This is a genomic window from Nostoc spongiaeforme FACHB-130 (assembly GCF_014698475.1).
GTDB classification, from domain to species: domain Bacteria; phylum Cyanobacteriota; class Cyanobacteriia; order Cyanobacteriales; family Nostocaceae; genus Nostoc_B; species Nostoc_B spongiaeforme.
Window position 1 is genome coordinate 1 of the sequence record NZ_JACJTB010000014.1, and the last position, 18,072, is coordinate 18,072.

The window sequence follows — 18,072 nt, forward strand, 5'->3', positions numbered from 1 at the left end:
CAAGTTAATCAAAAGACTTGGATATGGCTTTCGCAACTTTAGTAATTTCCGCTTACGTAGCTTATTAACTTGGCACTTTACTACTAATTCTCCATAAAATTACCGGAAGAACCATACCTTCTTGCCAAATCACATAACTTAAACGTAAATCTTTTTGTTCGTAGAGACGAGAACCACCTACAACCGCAAACCAATCTGGGCGCTTGTACCATAGTGGATGCTGAGTGTCATAGTAGAGGTTTAAGTCACTAGCAGTAAATATTTCGTCTGTTCGATAGTTGGGTGGAAAAAAGGTCTCGCGCAGCAGTTGGGTTTGGAAAATATGAAATTCGTCAGGCAAGCCAGGTTCCTTGGGATCTTCACTCTTGAGATCATACATTGTAGGTAGAGATTCTTTCGCCGGTCGAGGCGGGTCTGTTTGATACATATTATTACAATTGACTAAAAAATAATATAGATATTTCGTCTAGTTTTAAATATGTTTGTACAAGCATATTTATACAATTAAATTATACAACTTAATTGTATAAATTCCACTATTAATCAAATTTGAGGTACGTATGCTAACAGCATTAGTAACTGGAGGTGCTGGATTTATCGGGTCAAATTTTATTCTTTTAGCTCGAAAAAATCAGTGGTTTAACATAATTAATTTAGATAAATTAACTTATGCTAGTAACTTAGAAAATTTGGCGGAATTACGAGGCGATCGCAACTATCATTTTGTGCAAGGTGATATTGCCAACGTTGAATTAGTTAGTTACTTACTAGATAAATATCAACCTGATACAATTATCAACTTTGCTGCGGAAAGTCATGTTGATCGTTCTATTTTTAGCCCGCAGATATTCATCCAAACTAATGTAGTTGGCACATTTAATTTACTAGAAGCCGTCAGAGTTTACTGGCAAAAGCTACCGCCACAACAACAGCAACAATTTCGCTTTCTGCACATATCTACAGATGAAGTCTACGGCTCTTTGCAAATTGATGAACCAGCCTTTCGAGAAGATACACCTTATGCACCGAATAGCCCTTACGCCGCTTCTAAAGCCGCAGCAGATCATTTTGTCCGGGCTTACTATCACACATATAACTTGCCTACTTTAACAACTAATTGCTCAAATAACTATGGAATGCGTCAATTTCCTGAAAAACTCATTCCTTTGATGATTTTAAATGCTCTAGATGGCAAGCCTTTACCTATATATGGTGATGGACAGAATATTCGAGATTGGCTTTATGTTATTGACCATTGTCAAGCTATATATTTAGTTATCCAACAAGGAAAAATTGGTGAAACTTATAATATTGGCGGATTAAATGAACAAACAAATTTAACAGTTGTAACAAAAATATGTGCCATACTGGATGAACTAGCACCTAAACCTAACTTTTCTTATGAGTCTTTAATTAATTTTGTTCCAGACCGTCCAGGACATGATAGAAGATATGCAATTGATTGTAGTAAAATCAGGCGAGAATTAGGCTGGCAACCCCAAGAAAATTTTGATAGTGGTTTAAGAAAAACCGTGCAATGGTATCTTGATAATTCAGATTGGGTCAATCAAGTACGTTCAGTAGCTTACCAGAATTGGTTGCAACAAAACTACGAAAATCGCAAATGAAAGGAATTATTTTAGCGGGTGGCTTTGGTACTCGTCTTTATCCGATTACTAATGTTGTGAGTAAACAACTTATGCCAATTTATGACAAGCCAATGATTTATTATCCCTTGTCTGTTTTAATGTTGGCAGGAATCCGCGAAATTTTAATTATTTCTACCCCTAGTGATTTGCCATTATTGCAAGAATTATTAAAGGATGGTAGTCAATGGGGTTTGCAGTTTAGTTATATTGAACAGCCTTATCCTGAAGGTTTAGCTCATGCGTTTATTTTAGGAAAGGATTTTATTGCGAATCAGCCAGTCTGCTTAATTTTGGGTGACAATTTATTGTATGGTAATGGTTTAAGAGAAGTATTATTGAGAGCCGCACAACTCAAAGAAGGTGGACTTGTTTTTGGCTATCAGGTAAAAGATCCGCGTCCTTATGGTGTGATTGAATTTGATGCAGATGGTTGGGTAACAGGGATAGAAGAAAAACCCACAATTCCTAAATCTAAATATGTAATTCCTGGAATTTATTTTTATGACGCTCAAGTTGGAGAAATTGCAGCTAATCTCCAACCTTCGGCGCGGAATGAACTAGAAATAACTGATGTGAATATGGCTTATTTAAAGCAAGGAAAATTAAGAGTTGAGCTTTTAGGTAGAGGATATGCGTGGTTAGATGCGGGAACTCATGAATCTTTACATCAAGCTGCTAATTTCATTCAAACTTTAGAAGAACGCCAAGGATTAAAAATAGCTTGTATTGAAGAAATTGCCTATAATCAAGGCTATATAGATGCTAATCAACTCAAAGAATTAATTCAACCAATGGCAAAAAGTAGCTATGGTCAATATTTAATGTCTGTTTTAGAAGATGATTATATTACTGCTAGAAAAAGACCACAATGTTTTATTAACATGTAGTCAACATTCGGCTTACCTCTGCGTTTAAATATTATTCATCATTACTCACCTTTGGCGGCAAAAGATAAATTAGCCCCGATATTAAAGTTAAAGCCACAGAAACCCAAAAGGCGATTAATGCAGGAGTTTGCCATTCTGATGATAAAGGTGCAATCAAAAATGCGATCGCTACTATTTGACTCACAGTCTTTAGTTTACCCCAAATATTTGCCCCCGAAATTTTTGTTTGGTTAACTCGCCAACCTGCGATCGCTAATTCTCGCGCTAAAATCAAAAACACTCCCCACGCTGGAACTTTCCCCAACTCAATTAACACCATCAACGGCGCAAGTACCAAAAATTTATCTACCAAAGGATCTAAAAACTTACCCAAATCACTAATTTGGTTGAGTTTCCGCGCTAAATAGCCATCTAACCAGTCAGTTAACGCCGCCACAAGAAAAATTGCTAAACATATCCATCTAGCCTGCGGTGTTGGGTTGTACAAACCATAAAGCAGAAATGGGACACCAAGAAGGCGAGAAAAAGTAATCCAATTAGGTAAAGTCATGATTTAGGTTGAGAAATTATTTATAATTTTAACCAACCAAATAATTGCCCCAATGTCAAATTTAAATCACTGACTAAATCGGGAACTGGTAATATGTCTTCTTCGTTTTCTAAATATATAATTTGTTGGTGTGGCGGATAAACTAAAACACAATGTTCCTCTGGGTCAATTAACCAACCCAAGCTCGTACCATGCTTTAAACAATGTAAAATATTTTTAGTAACTTTGGTTGTGCTTTGTTCAGGAGAGAGAATTTCAATTGTCCAATCTGGGTATGTATTAAAAACATTGGCGATATTGCCTTTTTCATCTATAGGAATCCGATTCCAAGCAAATACCGCGACATCTGGAACTGTGGAACGTCCACCAAAGGTACAACGTAATTCTGGAAAAGCTAGGGCAGTTTTTTTGGGTTCTGTTACATGATTAATCGCATTAGGTAATTGCAACTGAAGTCTACTATGTTTACCTTGAGGCATAGGTTTTTGAATTATTTCACCATCAATATATTCACTGGCTGGTTTAGTTTCTGGTAATTGTAAAAATTCCTCTAGAGATATCCGGCGAGTTGGTGTTTTAATCATAATATTTACCTGCGTGTGTTTAAACTTAGGTTAACTTAAATATAGCGTTTCTTAATCTGCTGAGGTATAAATTTATCTGTTTTCATCGGCGTTCATCTGCGTTCATCGGCGGTTAATTATTCTTGCTTGTATCTCACTAGAATGAACAACGCTATAAATTGATTTGAGTTTGGAAGATTGTAGATAGTAAAAAGGGCGTGAGTGCCATTTACGTGGCATGATCTGTATTTCGAGATCATCCAGACAATACTATGACTGACAATATAAATTTTCGCATTGAGCGCGACTCAATGGGCGATCGCCAAATTCCTAGTAATGTTTATTACGGCATTCAAACTCTCAGGGCTACAGAAAATTTCCCAATCAGTGGTTTAAAGCCTTTACATACTTACGTAGATGCTTGCTTATTAATAAAAAAAGCTACTGCAATTGTCAACGGTGAATTAGACTGCATTTCCCCAGAGATTAGTCAAGCAATCGTCAAAGCCACCGATGAAATTCTGGCTGGACAATTACGCGACCAATTTGTGGTAGATGTTTATCAAGCTGGTGCGGGAACTTCCCACCACATGAATGTTAACGAAGTCTTAGCAAATCGGGCGTTAGAAATTCTCGGTGACGAAAAAGGTAATTACAAGCGGGTTAATCCTAATGACCATGTGAACTACGGACAGTCTACCAATGATGTCATTCCGACAGCGATTCGCATTGGTGGTTTATTAGCACTGACTCATACATTACACCCAGCTTTAGAAAAAGCGATCGCCGCCCTAGAAAGCAAAGCGGTAGAATTTCAAGATATCGTCAAATCTGGCAGAACCCACATGCAAGACGCTGTACCTGTGCGTTTGGGTGATACTTTTGCAGCTTGGGCGCAAATCCTCACAGATCATCAAAACCGCATCTACACCGCTTCTGGAGATTTGATGGTGCTGGGTTTGGGTGGTAGTGCGTCGGGTACGGGGATGAATACCCATCCTTTGTATCGCGCCCGTGTGGTGGAAATTCTCTCGGAATTGCTGAATATGCCTTTAGAACCTGCGCCGCAGTTAATGGCAGCAATGCAAAGTATGGCACCATTTGTCAATGTTTCTGGGGCTTTACGCAACTTAGCCCAGGATTTAGTTAAAATATCCCATGATTTGCGGTTGATGGACTCCGGGCCGAAAACTGGTTTAAAAGAAATTCAACTCCCACCAGTTCAACCAGGTTCCTCGATTATGCCAGGGAAATATAACCCAGTTATGGCAGAGATGACATCGATGGTATGTTTTCAGGTGATGGGTTACGACAATGCGATCGCCCTTGCTGCCCAAGCTGGACAATTAGAATTGAATGTGATGATGCCTTTAATTGCCTATAACTTGATTCACAGTATTGAAATCCTGGGCAATACCATCGCGGTGCTGACAGAACGCTGCATTCAAAATATTACCGCCAACCGCGATCGCTGTTTAGCTTACGCTGAAGGTAGTTTAGCTTTAGTCACCGCACTCAACACTCATATTGGCTATCTCAATGCTGCGGAAGTCGCCAAAGAATCATTGATAACTGGTAAATCTCTCCGACAGATTGTTTTAGAAAAAGGGTTGATGACAGAGGCGGAATTAGCTGGAGTGTTAAATCTAGAACAGATGAGTAGCATTGTACCCCTCAAAACAGAATCTTAATCAGATTTCTGAACTGCAAGTAGGGTGGGCATTTTCACCAAAACCTTCAATTAATCAAGAATATAGTAGTTAATGCCCACCTGACACCACCTAAGTTTTTTGAAAAACTAAATACCAGTCTTTGCCTACACTAACTCATTTGAGAAAATTTCATTGCGTAAATCACAATACATATCCCTATAGCAATCCTCAATCATTCACCTGGGAGTTTCCGCCTCCGCCAAACCCTTGATTTGTCTGACTCCCCACTCTTAAATTTCTAATCTTTTTGCAGGTAGATGCTGATGATATGTATACCAAGACCTAATCCCCAACCCAATAGCGGGTAAATTGCCCAGAAGTAACTGGGGCTAGTTGTTAAATTCAACACAATTAAAAACAGATTTACCACAAGATAACTAATCAGATGTGGTTTGATTTTTTGTAGGCGGTAAGCATTAGACCTTTGTCGCCGTTTGATAATTTCTTTTTCCTGCTGCCATTGTTGTTGGGCTGCTTGCAGGCTAATAAATGAAATACCCAATTCTGCCGCCATTTCTTGTAGCTGCTGTTCCGAAAATTCGTCTTTTTGCTGATCAGCCATTGCTCGCTGAAGAATTTGCTGTACATCTTCTGAGCGAAAGCTTGCCATAGATTTAGGCTCCTAGATTCCATGAGGGATTGTGACAGAGAGTTACCAAAAATCAATTTTTGGCTTTCTTTCTATCTCTCGCCATCATTGTGCAGATCAAAGTAAAAGTTTGTCCTTGCAGAACCTTTTTCCATCTAAAGTTGTTTGATTCTTTCGACTCTAGCTCTGGCTGTATCAGTGCGTTTAGTAATGGGAACCAGTTTTGTCGCCGCAGCTAAACCAAAAGCTGGCATATTGCCGTAAATTGCTTCGTACTGTCCGGGTTCGATGATGTAAGTTTCATGCCAAATCCCCACACTGCCATCATTACCAACGGCCTTGTTGAAGCGTTGCCAAGCAGGTAAATGCAGATCAGACGGATTGCGAGCAAAGTGTTCTAAATCTGCAAGCGATCGCCAATATGACACCATCAAAGTTGATAACGGAGACAACTTAAAAAACATTTCTCCACCCAAAAAGCCTTTTTCGGGATGCTCTTTTAAAGTTTTTAGCATTGGAGTCATTGCTTGTGCCACCGGTAGCCATTTAGAAAAAGACCAAAATTTGTTAACACGCATCCCAATCAAGAAAACTACAAATGGTGAGTCTACTTCGGCGGTGAAGCGTCCTGGCATGATTGTTGTCATAGCTAAATTCTCTGAATGTTGTTTATATTCAACCAAATTACTATTCACATAGTTGAATACAAACAACATGATATATTCAACTATGTGAATATGTCAACAACAAAAACTATGGCTTTAGCCCACGCAATTTTGTCAGTATTGATTAATAGCCCTTGTAGCGGTTACGACTTGGCTAAAAGGTTTGATAAATCTGTAGAAGGTTCAGTAGGTTTTTTTTGGGAAGCCAGCTTTCAGCAGATTTATCGAGAGTTAAATCGCTTAGAAGAACAAGGTTGGCTACAAGCAGAAAAAGTCTTGCAAGAAAATCGCCCAGATAAAAAAATTTACTCAGTCACAGACTTAGGTAAACAGCAATTATGTGAATGGATTGCAACACCCGAAACAGCAACCCCATTTAAAAGTGATTTACTTGTCAAGCTATATGCTGGGTATTTAGTAAACCGTGAAATTATCCTAGCAAAACTCGAAACTCACCAAAGTCAACATCAACAAAGGTTAGTAGTCTATCAAGAAATTGAGAAAAAGTTCTTTCTTAAACCCCAAGAATTACCAGATGAATTGAAATTTCAATATGTCACTCTCCGTTGTGGTATTCAGACGGAAAAAGCTTGGCTGGCTTGGTGTGCAGAAATCATTGCCTTTTTAAGCAACCCTACCTAAAACATTAATTCCAGAAACTAAATAAATCTGGAATCTTCTACTGATTAAGATGGCCTATTCATAACATCAGGTTAATATTTGGATGTCATTGTAAGCAATACTTAGTATATTCTTGCTATTTTTTTGTCAAAATTGCCATCATGGAACTCGATGAAGAGTTACGCAACTTAGTTATTCAAGCCTGCGGTTATCCTCCTGGAAGTTCACAGCGTCAAAAGCTGCTGACTCAAATTATCCGTTTAACTTCCGGTAGACTTTGGCGAGAAAGCACTCCCTATTATCAAGACGCATTGCAACAAACTTGGTTATATTTCTGTCGTAACATTTGCGATGGCTTAACCGGTCAGACTTATGACCCCAGCTATGGGACTGTAGTAACTTGGCTAAATGCTTATCTCAAACGCAGACTCCAAGACTTTTACCTCAACTATCATCGAGAACAAGCCTTAACAGTTCCTCTGCAAGTGCGCCAGTCTTGGCAAGGTGGCAATGGAGAAATTATTGATTTGACTGAAAATCTCCAAGCTACACCCCAAGTACCGCCAATTCTGGAAAACGTACAAATATGGGCAGAAACAGATGCAAATGGCGAATTACGCCGTACTTACGTTAAAGGTCGCCCAGATGTAAACTGTCAGGTGTTGATTCTCAAACGCTTACCACCGGAAATTAGCTGGAAAGAACTCTCAGAGGAATTTGGCTTACCCGTTCCTACCCTAAGTAGCTTTTATCAGCGTCAATGTCTGCCACGTTTGCGAAACTTTGCGGAATCTGAAGGAATTTTATAAAGGTAGAAGATGGTAACAACTTTCAAGGGGAGAGGGGCTAGGGGCTAGTACAACAAGGCAAAAGTAAAAAGTCAAAAGGAAAAAGAAAGAATACTCATAACACAAGCCTTTTAGCAATTTCTTATGATCTGTTGATTTCCGCCGACCCGTACTAGAGAAATGTACCTCATCCAGATGACATATACTGTAACCGAATTTGCATTAGCGTTAGTTATACTAGCAGACCAGTTAACGACAGCAACAGACTTTTAACTTGATCATCTGTCTCCGTACTGAAAGTCTTTACTACATCTTTATGAATCGCTAAAAATATAGTATAAATAGTAGCAGGCAATATTTGAGATTTTTCGACTTACATTCAAAAAATTTAATTTTATTCTTAGTAAAATTACTTAAAAAAATGAAACTATTAATGCTTTTACAATCTAAGTAATAACAAGTCGCTTGCTGTGGGTAAATGATTTTGATGGACAGGAATTTTGTAACTTCTTTCTCTGTAGATTCCCTCAGCCTCGAACTCTCTTTATTCACCAAACTTTCCAGATCGTCGGAAATTTAATTGAATATACCCCCAACTCCCCTGAATAACATGAGTTGACCAAGGTCTTGCAAATTCCCAGGTCTAAAATTAGTTTGGCTCCTAGAATTTGGCATAGTGAACAAATATGCTGTTAGTGCCAGTCACGTTCCCCCTAGGTTCAGCAAGTATAGAGTAAAACCACATGACTAACTCTCGCCATCAAGAACGTCAAATTAAATCTCGTACCCGTGTGCGGATGTGGTTGCTGATTTTAAGTCGGGCTGGCATACCGTTGTTAGGAGTCTTGTTAGTAGGACTGATTCTAGGGATTTGGCGGTTACAAAGTTTTATCCAAAAAGAGTTAGCGCCGTTAGCAGAACAAAGCCTGACCAATACAATTAACCGTCCCGTCAAATTGGGGAAAGTGACCAATTTTTCCCTCACAGGTGTAAATTTTGGGGCTTCGGAAATTCCCGCCACACCCACAGACCCCGATAAAGCAGCAGTGGCAGCTGTAGAAGTGGGTTTTAATTTGTGGCAATTAGTTTTCAACCGTCAGCTGAAGTTGGATGTCACCTTGGTTAACCCTGATGTCTACATTGAACAAGACGATCAAGGACGTTGGATTACAACCACCATCGCACCACCTGGTAAAAGCGGATTAATTAAAACGGATTTAGATCATCTGCGGTTGCGGAATGGCAAAGTGAACCTACTCGGTCAACAAAAAAATGGGGTGGTGACATTTGCCCAACTTAACGGTTCTGCCCAACTGTTGGAGAATAACCAACTGGTGAATTTTGATGTGGCGGGACAAGCAGAAAGCGGTGGGAATGTGGCAGTTAAAGGACAAGTCCGCCCAAAAACGCTAGTGGCTGACATTAAGTTGTATGGACAAGATTTACTCGCCTCGACAGTTACGAGTTTGGTCAAGTTACCACTGAATTTGCAAGCTGGGAGAGTGAATGGCGACTTGCAAGTTAAGCTTGCGCCCGAACAAGATCCTTTGTTGTATGGCAGTGCTGATTTACAAAAGGTAACGCTGCAAATTCCCCGCGTCCCCCAACTGTTAAGTAATACAGAAGGGGATATTTACTTCAAAGGTACAGAAATCAGGCTAGATAACCTCAATACCAACTACGGCAAAATTCCTGTAGTTGCCAACGGCATTATTGACAGTAAAACAGGCCTTCAGTTAACTGGGCGAATTAAAACAGTGAGTGTTGCTAACGCCCAAAGTACACTTAAGTTGAAATTACCTGTACCTGTAACGGGACAACTCAAAGCAGATATCCAAATTACTGGTAAAGCGACAAACCCGATTCTCTCTGGAGCGGTTGCCACAATTAACACGGCCCGGATTGATAAAATTAACTTTAAAAGTATTACGAGTAAATTTGAATTTTCGGCGAATGATGCCTTGTTAACCTTGCGAGATGTTCAAGGCGAAACTACGGTAGGTGGGGAAATCATCGGCGGCGGTCAAATATCGGTGGGTAAAAGTCCAAGATTGAATCTGGCTTTTACTGCCAAGAATTTTGCGGGAGATGCGATCGCTAAAATCTACAACTCCAGCCCGACTTTCCGCATTGGCAGAGTCGCCGCCACCGCCCAAGTTACAGGTACGCCCACCAACGTCAGAACGGCGGTACAGTGGCAAGTCCCCCAAGCCACTTACCCAGGTAGAGGGGAATTGATCATTGCCAGCGATCGCACTATCTACTTCCAAAATGTCGCCCTGAAAGTTGGTCGCGGGGTAGTCCGGGCGGTGGGTACCTATGCCAAAGAACGTTGGCAAGCCGTCGTCACAGGTGATGGTGTCGAGTTAGAACCCTTTGTAAACAAAAATCAACTGCAAAACGTTTCCTTGGATGGGGCAGAATTTAACGGGCGGTTGATTTTGGCTGGGACTAGCGGGCCATTTCAACTGACATCAATTCGGAGTCAAGGGGCAGCAGTGCAGATTGCTGGTGGGACAGTTGCCATTGCCAGTGTCCAACTCCAAAACCAAAACTTTGCCGCCCAATTAGTTGCCAATAATATCAACGTAGGACGTATTCTCAAACAAGCACCCCCAGCTTTGCAAGGGCGCTTGGCGGGAACATTTCAAATCGCCGGGAATCGAGATAACCTCAGCTTGAAAACGCTGCGTGGTAGCGGCAAAGCTAACTTAAGTGTCGCTGGCGGTACAGTTACAGCCACCAATATTCAACTCGCCAATGGCAATTATCAAGCGCAGTTAGTGGCAAATAATCTGGCTGTCCAAGAACTCACACCCAAGACTGCACCAATTCGCGGTCGGTTAGGTGGTCAATTTAATGTGGCTGGTTCGGTGGAATCCTTCAAACCGCAAACTATCCAAGCCAGTGGTCAGGCTAAGTTAACGGTTGCTGGGGGGACAATTAATGCCGCAAATATCAAAGTTAATAACGGTCGTTATCAAGCGCAGATTCAAGCTAACAATGTACCAGTCCAACGCTTAACCAAAGTCCCGCCCCAATTTCAAGGAGATTTAACAGGTCAATTAAACGTGGCGGGTTCGGTGACATCCTTCCAACCCCAAACTATTCAAGCCAGTGGTCAAGCTAAGTTGAATGTGGCAGGGGGGACAATTACCGCATCTAATATTCGCGTGGCTGACGGTCGTTATCAGGCGCAAGTCGCAGCGAATAATGTACCCTTGCAAAAATTAGCAGCCGTCCCGCCCCAATTTCAAGGCAATTTAACAGGTCAATTAAACGTGGCGGGTTCAGTTACATCTTTCCAACCCCAAACCATTCAAGCCAGTGGTCAAGGCAAGTTGAATATTGCCGGGGGGACAATTACCGCCACGAATATTCAAGTGAATCAAGGTCGTTATCAAGCCATCTTGGATGCGGCTGATGTGCAGTTAACCAAGTTGAATCAGCAATTGCGGGGGCAATTGGGCGGTAGATTACAAGTTGCTGGGGCGCTGGGTTCGGCAACTTTAGCTAATTTGAATGCCTCTGGTAAAGTGCAGTTATCCCAAGGTTTGCCGGGATTAGAACGACCATTAACAGCTGCGATCGCTTGGAATGGTGAGAAACTAGCAATTAATCAACTCACTGCCCCTGGTTTAAATGTCACTGGAGACATCACAGCCAACGCCAATAAAGCAGGCATTCCAGAAATTACCGCCTTAAATTTGGATGTCCAAGCCCAGGACTATAACTTGCAACAATTACCGATTAATTTGCCTAATCAAGTGGCGTTGAAAGGCAAGGTAGATTTTAACGGCAGAGTCACAGGCAAGTTACCCTTGCCAAACGTCAGTGGCAAAATTGCCTTACGAGACTTGGTAGTACAGAACATTGCTTTTGAACCACTGCTAACAGGTAGTATTGATTCAGCCCAAGGGCGCGGCTTGAACTTAAATTTAATGGGCAATCGAGACCGCATCGCCTTCAATTTAGACGGCAAGAATCGCCCCCAATCCTTTTTAGTACAGTGGCAAGATGCCTCAGCCAAAGGACAATTTCAAGGCAATAACATCGCCTTGAATGTGCAGAACTTCCCCTTACAAATTTTGAATGTTTCTGTACCACCAGCTTTGCGTTTAGGTACGGGTACAGTAGCTGGTTTAATTAGTGGCGACTTGCAAGTTAATCAACAAACATTTGCCGCCAATGGTAATTTAGCGATCGCATCCCCAAAAATCGGACGCATTCAAGGCAACGAATTAACAGCCCAATTCAGCTTTGCTAATGGTAAAGTCACACTCACCAGTAGTAAATTTGTCAAAGGCAGCAGTATTTATGCCTTTGCGGGGAGTTTGGGTCAAAGTCCCAAAGGGCCGCAACTCCAAGGCAAAATCAACATCAGCCAAGGCAAAATCCAAGATGTATTAGCTGTTGCCCAAATATTTGAAATCCAAGATTTTCAGCGAGGCATATCAGAACCAGCTTACGGCACAGCAGCCGACTTAACTACCAACTCTCGTGGTTTACCCAATCAATCTTTATTTGATCAACTGCGCCGCTTTTACGAAATTGAAGCAGAACTCGCACAACAGCAACAACAACGGCGGGATAACAATTTATTACCAGAACTGGCAGACTTGCAAGGAACCTTTAACGGCGATATTGCCTTAGATACAGCCACAGCCAACGGATTATCAGTACAGTTTAATATTAACGGGCAGAACTTTACCTGGGGTAAAGAAAGCGAAAGCGAGCGATACTACAATGCAAAACAAATCATTGCCCAAGGTAGCTTTGAAAATGGTGTCTTGCAGTTACGCCCGTTACGCATAGAGTTAGATAATAGTCTCTTAGCCTTTACAGGTAACATCGGCGGTAAAGACCAATCAGGCCAGCTACGTGTCAATAATTTTCCCATCGCCTTAATTAATAACTTTGTCAAACTCCCAGTTGATATCACAGGTAATTTGAATGGTTCCGCCGCCTTAGCAGGTGGTCTTAGCAACCCCCAAGCCCAAGGCGAATTAGAAATTACCGACGGAACCCTCAATCAAAAGCCAGTAGAAGCAGCTACCGCCAGCTTTAGCTATATCAATGGTCGGTTGAACTTTGGTAGTAATGTTTCCGTTGCCGGGCCAGAACCAGTTAATATTAGTGGCAGCATCCCTTATCAGTTACCCTTTGCAACTACCGCACCCGCCAGTAATGAAATTAGTTTAGATGTCAAAGTCCGTAATGAAGGATTAGCACTACTAAATCTGTTAACAGATCAAATAGCCTTTGAAAAAGGTGAAGGTGAAATTGATTTAACAGTCCGGGGAACCAGACAACGCCCAGAGTTAACCGGAATTGCCAGCGTCAAAGATGCTACCTTTGCCGCCCAAGCCTTACCCGGTAAAATTAGGCGGGTAACAGGCAAGATAAATTTCAATTTTGACCGCATTCTTGTAGAAGGTGTTGAAGGCAGATTTAGTCGGGGTCAAGTAAACGCGGCTGGGGAAATTCCTGTCTTTAATAATGGAGAAGTCGCAAGTAATCCTCTGACTGTTAATTTAGAAAAATTAAATTTAAATCTCAAAGGTTTATATAAAGGTGGTGCCAGTGGTAATTTACAAATTACAGGTTCAGCCTTAAACCCCCTCATTGGCGGTCAAATTCGGTTATCTGATGGTCAGGTTTTATTAGCAGAATCAACTAGCACTAATGAACCTACAACTAGCGATGCTGTTAAAGCAAACAAACAAGATAAAACCGAAGCGAGAAATAATCCCAATGTCGCTAGATTAAATAATCTGGAATTAACATTAGGAAACAATATCCAAATTACTCGTCCGCCAATTCTTAGCTTTAGTGCTACAGGTAATTTAAAAGTTAATGGCGCTTTGAATCAGCCTGTACCTGATGGTACAATTCGGCTGCAAAAAGGTGGCGTGAATTTATTTACCACCCAATTTAACTTAGTGCGTGGCTATAAAAATACAGCCACATTTAGGTCTGATTCGCCCCGCGATCCTATTTTAGATGTGCGGTTATTTGCTAAGGTACTGGATGCAGTTCAAACACCAGATTTCACCAGAAACAATTCCGTCGGTGGCTTAGGTTCATTAGAAAGTGTGCGAGTGGAAGCAAGAGTCCAAGGGCCAGCTAGTAAACTCAATGAAAATCTCGAACTTACCAGCAGTCCCTCACGCAGTCAAACCGAAATTGTTGCTTTATTAGGCGGCGGGTTTGTTGATACTCAAGGACGTGCTGATAGTACATTAGGCTTAATTAATATTGCAGGTTCCGCCGTCTTTAATAACTTTCAAACAACATTTAATCAAATTGCCAATGCTTTTGGTTTGAGTGAATTTCGCATCTTTCCAACTGTGATTTCTGATAATCCCGAAGCAGGTAGAAATAGTTCCACATTAGAATTAGCGGCTGAAGCTGGTGTTGATATTTCTACAAAGTTTTCGATTTCCAGTATCAAGATTTTAACAGCTAATGACCCCTTTCAGTGGGGGATAAATTACCGCATTAATGATGAATTACGGATACGTGCCTCTACTAACTTAGAAGATGATAGTCGCGCCGTGATTGAGTATCAAACAAGGTTTTAATTCGGTTGCTACAATTCAAGATATATCAAAGTGCTGCGTGCGGAGAAATAAGTTCGTAAGTTGGATGTGGCGCTAGTGTAATCTAACAAAGTCTTGATGCTTTTGGTTTCTGTTTCCCTATCCAACATATTGAATATGTTTATCGGACTTAACGTTAACTTTACCACCAAGTTCCTTTGTGAATTAATCTGTTATTCTTAAATGTCATAGTCACGTTGGGTTCTGAAAAGCCTTTTTTCCATTTATAATAGGTGATTGTTGTGTCAGAACTCAATTGACTTCCACCATCTTCTGTTCCCGGTGAACCAATGATTTTCACAACTTCTTCGTAGGTCATTCCATATTTTACTGCTTCATACTCAGCTTGTGTAATTTCAGGCTCTTGTTGGATAGAAATTTCTGGAAAAATTGATGTAACAAAACGAAATATTACCCAACCAACTGTTAAAGGAAAGCTGAGAGCGATGAAAACTATGACTACACCAACCCAGGAATTAGAGCTTCTGGATTGTGACTTTATATTTGATGATTTTGCAAATCTAGAAACAGGATTAGAAGATTTTTCAGCTATTGGTGCAACTTTTAATTGTTGCGTAATTTGATTTTCTATTAGTAAGATATCCTCGTATTTAAGCTCCCAACGTTCTATAAATTGATTGAGCTTGTGACGAGTTATTTCACTTAAAGTAGATTCACGTTGGATATTATGTAAGAAAATCTGCTTATATTGTTCTAAATTGTTTTGATAGTTTTTATAGGCTTCTAATACTGCAATTTCAATATAATTAGCTTCAACTTGAGAGATTCCTAGCTGACTCGATAATTCATCAAGATAGCGGCGATCTGGTGGAAAGATATTGCCATCAGTCAAAACTCTTTCAACTTCTTTTTGATATCTTCGTTGTGGATCACGAATCCCAGCTTTAACAAGTAAAATTTTGAAGCCCTCTTTGACTGCATAAATTTCTGGCTTCATTGCCGGAACAGTTGCTTGTACTCTTTGTTTAGCATAGTTGTGTAATTCATCTACTGCGATCGCTCCATCGCTGTTGGAATCCGCAGCCCCGGTTTCAATTCCTTCTACTAAATACTGGGTATAAATTGACAGTTCTGTGCCTTTTTGCTCAAAAGAGTATTGAGTAGAAGTTGAGGAAGTCAGTACAACTCGCCCTTCACCTCCTAACTGATTGTTCACATTGATTGAACCATCATCTTTAGCTAACAAGTTTTCTGCAAAGGCTCCGCTAAAGCAGCAGTCAAGAATAATAACTTGATGTCGTGAGCGACTGTTGCTCATGATGTCATGCACAAAAGTTGCAGGAACAGCCGTAGCTTTAACTAATTCTCCTTGAGATGTTTTGCGGGTGAGACGAGTAGCAAAGTAAAGTTTTCCACTAGAGTCTTTAATCCCATGACCGGAAAAAAAGAGTAATACTAAATCATCTCGTTGACGGTTAGCAAAAAGGTTCTCAATTGCTTCCTGCATTGCTAATGGTTCAGGGTTAATCAGTGGTTGCACACTATCAAAATTCCCCATTTCAGGATGCAGTAGAACCCTCTGTATAGCTTCCACATCTTTTGTCGCAGCAGGTAAGGGAGTTAACCCTTGTGTGTATTCACTTACACCAATTAGTAAAGCTAACTTTGACATTTTAGCTAGTTACCCTGTTACAAATTTTTGAGATGGCTCAATTTTTACTACTAATTTTTGACGACTATCAGCTTCAACCCTAGGTTTCCTCCATTTATTTCTACTTCTGAAAAAAAAGGTGGGTATTTCCCACCTCAATCTTTCACTTAAACATTCACTTAATTACTCCCATTCGATGGTTCCAGGTGGCTTGGAAGTAATATCGTAAACTACACGATTCACACCTTTGACTTCGTTCACAATCCGGTTAGAAATTACTTCCAACACATCATAGGGGAGACGCGCCCAATCTGCGGTCATACCATCTTCACTGGTGACGATTCGCAAAACTATAGGAAAGGCGTAAGTTCTTTGATCTCCCATCACACCAACGCTGCGAATGGGTAACAAGACAGCAAAGGCTTGCCAAACTTCGTTGTATAATCCACGTTGATTGATTTCTTGCCGCACAATTAAATCAGCATCGCGGAGAATATTCAACCTTTCGGCGGTGACTTCACCGATGATGCGAATTGCTAGACCAGGGCCGGGGAAGGGTTGGCGCTGAACGATTTCTTCTGGTAAACCAATAGAACGACCAACTTTGCGGACTTCATCTTTAAATAGTTTCCGCAGAGGTTCGACTAGTTTAAATCGCAAATCTTTGGGTAAACCGCCAACGTTGTGATGGCTTTTAATTTTGACTGCTACCCGTTCACCTGTTTGGGGGTCAACGTTGGTATCAGCAGATTCGATGACATCTGGATACAGTGTACCCTGAGCTAAATAATCAAAGGGGCCGAGGCGCTTTGATGCTTCTTCAAAGGTGCTAATAAATTCGTGACCAATGCGACGGCGTTTTTCTTCGGGATCTGTCACACCTGCAATGGTATCTAAGAAGCGATCGCGGGCATTGACATATTCTACAGGGATATGAAACTGCTCTTGGAACAATTTCACTAACCTTTCTGGCTCATATTTCCGCATAAAGCCTTGGTCGATAAATACACAAGTCAGTTGATCGCCGATCGCTTTATGCAGTAAAAAGGCTAGGGTAGAAGAATCAACACCGCCAGATAATGCTAAAAGTACCCGTTTATCGCCGACTTTACCCCGAATTTCTCTGATTGCTTCTTCCACAAAAGCGGCAGTTGTCCAGGTGGGTTCGCATTCGCAGATATGATAAACAAAGTTGCGAATTAAGGCTAAACCACCAATAGAATGTACAACTTCGGGGTGGAACTGCACACCATAAAGTTTCTTTTCGTGGTCAGCAACAGCCGCACAGGGAGTATTTTCTGTATGGGCTAAAATTTCAAAACCGCTTGGCATTTTCACCACGGAGTCGCCGTGACTCATCCACATGGTTGTACCATCTTCGACATTGGTTAATAAGTCTGTGGGATCATCTATATATAATGAGGCTTTGCCATACTCACCGCGATCGGCTTTCGCCACTTCTCCGCCGAGTTGGTTTACCATCAACTGCATCCCATAACATACACCCAGAATGGGAATACCTAAATGCCAAATTTCTGGGTCACAGTGGGGAGCTTTTTCGCTGTAAACTGAACTCGGCCCGCCAGAAAGAATAATGCCTTTGGGGTTAAGTTGCCGCAATTGTTCGGCTGTGGTGCGATAAGACAGAACTTCAGAATATACCTGAGTTTCACGAATGCGTCGGGCTATCAGTTCGGAATACTGAGAGCCAAAGTCTAAAATAATAATCATTTGACGCTCAAGCTGCCTCAATTCTTCTACTGGTTGAGGTGCTTGTTCGGTTAGTAGAGTCACCGCTGTATTCATGATGGGGAAGTGTGAATGAAGTAGTAGA

The 18,072-nt window shown here is 41.0% G+C and carries 12 protein-coding genes and 1 pseudogene; 6 read left to right on the top strand and 7 right to left on the bottom strand.

What is annotated here, in order from left to right; translation table 11 throughout:
* Positions 1–112: 112 nt before the first annotated feature.
* A pseudogene (locus H6G74_RS12770) lies at positions 113–427 on the bottom strand (hypothetical protein); the annotation flags it as partial.
* A 133-nt stretch (positions 428–560) separates the two neighbouring features.
* On the opposite strand from H6G74_RS12770, the gene rfbB reads away from it, so the two are divergent.
* On the top strand, positions 561–1,628 hold the full coding sequence (gene rfbB, locus H6G74_RS12775; protein WP_190968025.1) for a dTDP-glucose 4,6-dehydratase: 1,068 nt from the start codon (positions 561–563) through the stop codon (positions 1,626–1,628).
* Positions 1,625–2,536 (top strand): glucose-1-phosphate thymidylyltransferase RfbA, encoded by a 912-nt coding sequence (rfbA, locus tag H6G74_RS12780; RefSeq protein ID WP_190968026.1) that lies wholly within the window; start codon positions 1,625–1,627, stop codon positions 2,534–2,536. Before rfbB ends, rfbA begins: the two co-directional genes overlap by 4 nt.
* A 31-nt stretch (positions 2,537–2,567) precedes the next feature.
* Here the strand turns inward: rfbA and pgsA are convergent, their stop codons facing one another.
* Positions 2,568–3,086, bottom strand: coding sequence for a CDP-diacylglycerol--glycerol-3-phosphate 3-phosphatidyltransferase (gene pgsA, locus H6G74_RS12785; protein ID WP_190968027.1), 519 nt, complete (start codon positions 3,084–3,086; stop codon positions 2,568–2,570).
* 20 nt (positions 3,087–3,106) lie between these two features.
* The gene (locus H6G74_RS12790) at positions 3,107–3,670 is read right to left on the bottom strand and encodes a Uma2 family endonuclease (protein ID WP_190968028.1); all 564 of its coding nucleotides are present in this window, start codon (positions 3,668–3,670) and stop codon (positions 3,107–3,109) included.
* 251 nt (positions 3,671–3,921) lie between these two features.
* Here H6G74_RS12790 and H6G74_RS12795 point away from each other — a divergent pair, with 251 nt between their 5' ends.
* Positions 3,922–5,340, top strand: coding sequence for an aspartate ammonia-lyase (locus H6G74_RS12795; protein WP_190968029.1), 1,419 nt, complete (start codon positions 3,922–3,924; stop codon positions 5,338–5,340).
* 259 nt (positions 5,341–5,599) lie between these two features.
* Here H6G74_RS12795 and H6G74_RS12800 read toward each other — a convergent pair whose 3' ends face one another.
* Together H6G74_RS12800 and H6G74_RS12805 are read right to left on the bottom strand one after the other, a co-directional pair.
* Positions 5,600–5,971 (bottom strand): 2TM domain-containing protein, encoded by a 372-nt coding sequence (locus tag H6G74_RS12800; protein ID WP_190968030.1) that lies wholly within the window; start codon positions 5,969–5,971, stop codon positions 5,600–5,602.
* Between the two features lie 134 nt (positions 5,972–6,105).
* Positions 6,106–6,597 carry a DUF4188 domain-containing protein gene (locus H6G74_RS12805; RefSeq protein WP_190968031.1) on the bottom strand — a complete coding sequence of 164 codons (492 nt, stop codon included), beginning with the start codon at positions 6,595–6,597 and terminating at the stop codon, positions 6,106–6,108.
* Positions 6,598–6,705: 108 nt separating this feature from the next.
* Between H6G74_RS12805 and H6G74_RS12810 the strand changes: the two genes are divergently transcribed.
* From H6G74_RS12810 to H6G74_RS12820, 3 genes are all read left to right on the top strand, one after another.
* Positions 6,706–7,257 (top strand): PadR family transcriptional regulator, encoded by a 552-nt coding sequence (locus H6G74_RS12810; protein ID WP_190968131.1) that lies wholly within the window; start codon positions 6,706–6,708, stop codon positions 7,255–7,257.
* A gap of 137 nt (positions 7,258–7,394) precedes the next feature.
* Complete coding sequence (locus H6G74_RS12815) at positions 7,395–8,045, top strand: sigma-70 family RNA polymerase sigma factor (protein WP_190968132.1); 651 nt, start codon at positions 7,395–7,397, stop codon at positions 8,043–8,045.
* A gap of 722 nt (positions 8,046–8,767) precedes the next feature.
* Positions 8,768–14,608 carry a translocation/assembly module TamB domain-containing protein gene (locus H6G74_RS12820; protein WP_190968032.1) on the top strand — a complete coding sequence of 1,947 codons (5,841 nt, stop codon included), beginning with the start codon at positions 8,768–8,770 and terminating at the stop codon, positions 14,606–14,608.
* Positions 14,609–14,768: 160 nt separating this feature from the next.
* On the opposite strand, the gene H6G74_RS12825 is transcribed toward H6G74_RS12820, so the two are convergent.
* Together H6G74_RS12825 and guaA are read right to left on the bottom strand one after the other, a co-directional pair.
* Entirely contained in the window at positions 14,769–16,259 is a 1,491-nt protein-coding gene (locus tag H6G74_RS12825) for a caspase, EACC1-associated type (RefSeq protein WP_190968033.1), read from the bottom strand.
* Positions 16,260–16,421: 162 nt separating this feature from the next.
* Positions 16,422–18,044: a glutamine-hydrolyzing GMP synthase gene (gene guaA / locus H6G74_RS12830; RefSeq protein WP_190968034.1), complete on the bottom strand. Its 1,623-nt coding sequence runs from the start codon at positions 18,042–18,044 to the stop codon at positions 16,422–16,424.
* Between the last annotated feature and the right edge of the window lie 28 nt (positions 18,045–18,072).

Excerpts from the sequence above, each read along its gene's own strand:
- rfbB (WP_190968025.1), top strand. The coding sequence starts at position 561 with ATGCTAACAGCATTAGTAACTGGAGGTGCTGGATTTATCGGGTCAAAT.
- rfbA (WP_190968026.1), top strand. The coding sequence starts at position 1,625 with ATGAAAGGAATTATTTTAGCGGGTGGCTTTGGTACTCGTCTTTATCCG.
- pgsA (WP_190968027.1), bottom strand. The coding sequence starts at position 3,086 with ATGACTTTACCTAATTGGATTACTTTTTCTCGCCTTCTTGGTGTCCCA.
- H6G74_RS12790 (WP_190968028.1), bottom strand. The coding sequence starts at position 3,670 with ATGATTAAAACACCAACTCGCCGGATATCTCTAGAGGAATTTTTACAA.
- H6G74_RS12795 (WP_190968029.1), top strand. The coding sequence starts at position 3,922 with ATGACTGACAATATAAATTTTCGCATTGAGCGCGACTCAATGGGCGAT.
- H6G74_RS12800 (WP_190968030.1), bottom strand. The coding sequence starts at position 5,971 with ATGGCAAGCTTTCGCTCAGAAGATGTACAGCAAATTCTTCAGCGAGCA.
- H6G74_RS12805 (WP_190968031.1), bottom strand. The coding sequence starts at position 6,597 with ATGACAACAATCATGCCAGGACGCTTCACCGCCGAAGTAGACTCACCA.
- H6G74_RS12810 (WP_190968131.1), top strand. The coding sequence starts at position 6,706 with ATGGCTTTAGCCCACGCAATTTTGTCAGTATTGATTAATAGCCCTTGT.
- H6G74_RS12820 (WP_190968032.1), top strand. The coding sequence starts at position 8,768 with ATGACTAACTCTCGCCATCAAGAACGTCAAATTAAATCTCGTACCCGT.
- H6G74_RS12825 (WP_190968033.1), bottom strand. The coding sequence starts at position 16,259 with ATGTCAAAGTTAGCTTTACTAATTGGTGTAAGTGAATACACACAAGGG.
- guaA (WP_190968034.1), bottom strand. The coding sequence starts at position 18,044 with ATGAATACAGCGGTGACTCTACTAACCGAACAAGCACCTCAACCAGTA.